Source organism: Photobacterium damselae (genome assembly GCF_003026815.1).
Lineage (GTDB): Bacteria > Pseudomonadota > Gammaproteobacteria > Enterobacterales > Vibrionaceae > Photobacterium > Photobacterium damselae.
Map to the genome: position 1 here is coordinate 1 of NZ_PYOG01000080.1, position 2,235 is coordinate 2,235.

At 46.0% G+C, this 2,235-nt stretch carries 1 protein-coding gene and 1 pseudogene; one reads left to right on the top strand and one right to left on the bottom strand.

Translation table 11 applies throughout. From position 1 onward, the window contains the following. Positions 1 to 171, bottom strand: a pseudogene (locus CTN07_RS22260) (DDE-type integrase/transposase/recombinase); the annotation flags it as partial. 88 nt (positions 172 to 259) lie between these two features. Here CTN07_RS22260 and CTN07_RS22265 point away from each other — a divergent pair. Then, positions 260 to 2,235 (top strand): ribonucleoside-diphosphate reductase subunit alpha (locus CTN07_RS22265; RefSeq protein ID WP_036766205.1); only part of this gene is annotated, 1,976 nt, incomplete at its 3' end.

Sequence of the window (2,235 nt, forward strand, 5' to 3'; positions counted from 1 at the left end):
CTCCCATACGGGTAAACTTAAATCACCAACTTGTCCTCGTCTAACTTGAGTCCAAACTTCCTGACCTGACATTGTAGCTTGTGCTCCCTCAATAGATTTCCCTCCTAATGCTTGACGCATCTTCTGCTTTATAGGCCGGTGACTTTGTTCAGCAATGTTATTGAGATATTTAAATATTTATTGAAATGGTATCAATTATCATTTAAATATATGTGCACATATAGTGTTTAATATTTGATATACATACAAGATATAGATTATGGACGTTATAAAACGAGATGGACGGAAAGAAAAAGCCAGTCTAGATAAGGTGACTCGAAGAGCTGAAATGCTGGCTGATGGACTAAAAGTCGAACCGATTGCGGTTGCACAACGCGTTGTAAGCGGTTTGTACGATGGCATTAAGGTAACGGAAATCGATGTATTCCTCGCTGAAACGGCAGCAAGCCTTGCGACGGAACATCCTGATTATGCCAAGCTTGCGGCTCGCGTGATGGTAAGTTCTTTGCAAAAAGAAACCAGCGGATACGCAACTGCAACACGTGAGCTCTCTGAAATCGGTATTCTTTCCAGTGCTTACGTCGACTTTGTTGCCAAGAATCAGTTTGCGCTCGAAGACATGATTGACTACAAACGCGACTATCAGTTTGATTACTTCGGCTACAAAACTCTCGAACGTTCCTACTTATTGAAAGTAAAAGGTGTAGTGGTTGAGCGGCCACAAGATATGTTCATGCGTGTAGCGGTCGCTGTCGCGGGTGACGATCTTGAGGAAATTAGAGAGCTATACGATTTGCTCAGCCTTTGTTACTACACCCACGCCACGCCGACGTTGTTTAATGCTGGCTGTAAGATGCAGCAACTATCGTCGTGCTTCCTGTTAGCGATGCAAGAAGATTCCATCAACGGCATTTACGACACCCTCAAAGACTGTGCGCTGATTTCTAAATCTGCGGGCGGCATTGGGTTACACATCCATAATATTCGCGCGACGGGAGCGCCAATTATTGGCACTAACGGTGTGTCGAATGGCATAGTGCCAATGCTCAAAGTCTTCAATGAAACGGCTCGCTATGTGGACCAAGGTGGCGGTAAGCGCAAGGGCTCGTTTGCGGTTTATCTGGAACCTTGGCATGCGGATATCGAATCCTTCCTCGATTTACGTAAGAACCACGGTAAAGAAGAGTTCCGAGCTCGTGATTTGTTCCTCGCTCTATGGGTGCCAGATTTGTTCATGGAGCGTGTCGAAACCGACGCGGAATGGACTCTATTTAGCCCACATAATACCAAAGGCTTGTCTGACCTATACGGTGCTGAGTTTACTCAGAAGTACCAAGAATACGAGCGTATGGGCTTGGGCGTGAAGACCATCAAAGCCCGCCAATTGATGACGCAAATCATTGAGTCGCAAGCCGAGACAGGTACGCCGTACATGCTCTACAAAGATGCATGTAATGAAAAGTCGAACCAGAAAAACCTCGGCACCATTAAGTCGAGTAACTTGTGCGCAGAGATTATGGAAGTCTCGACGCCAGATGAAACGGCGGCTTGTAACTTGGCGTCCTTGGCATTGCCTAAGTTCGTTACAAACACTGGGTTTGATTTCGACAAACTTCACCAAGTCACCAAAGTCGCGATTAAGAACCTCGACCGCGTTATCGATGTGAATTATCACCCAACTGATAAGATTGAAAAATCGAACCACGCACATCGTCCTGTCGGTTTGGGTATTCAAGGTTTGGCGGATGTGTTCTTCAAAATGCATCTTCCGTTTGATAGCGAAGAAGCATTACTGCTAAACCGTGACATCGCTGAAACCATGTACCACGCCTCCCTTGAAGCGTCTTGTGAAATCGCGAAGCAAAAAGGTACCTACTCTAGCTATGACGGATCACCAATCAGTCATGGTCAGTTCCAATTTGACCTGTGGTGTGAACAACCAAGCAGCCGCTGGGATTGGTCACAGCTCAAGCACCAAATCGCAGAGCATGGTGTGCGCAACTCGCTACTGATTGCTCAAATGCCAACGGCGTCGACAGCGCAAATTTTAGGTAACAACGAAGCGTTTGAAGCGCAAACCAGCAATATATACAAACGCCAAACACTGTCGGGTGAGTTCATCATCATTAACAAATATCTGGTAAGCGATCTGGAGCAGCGCGGTCTTTGGACGAGCAAAATTCGTGATGCCATTATTCTCAATAACGGTTCAGTACAAGGTATCGATGCCATTCC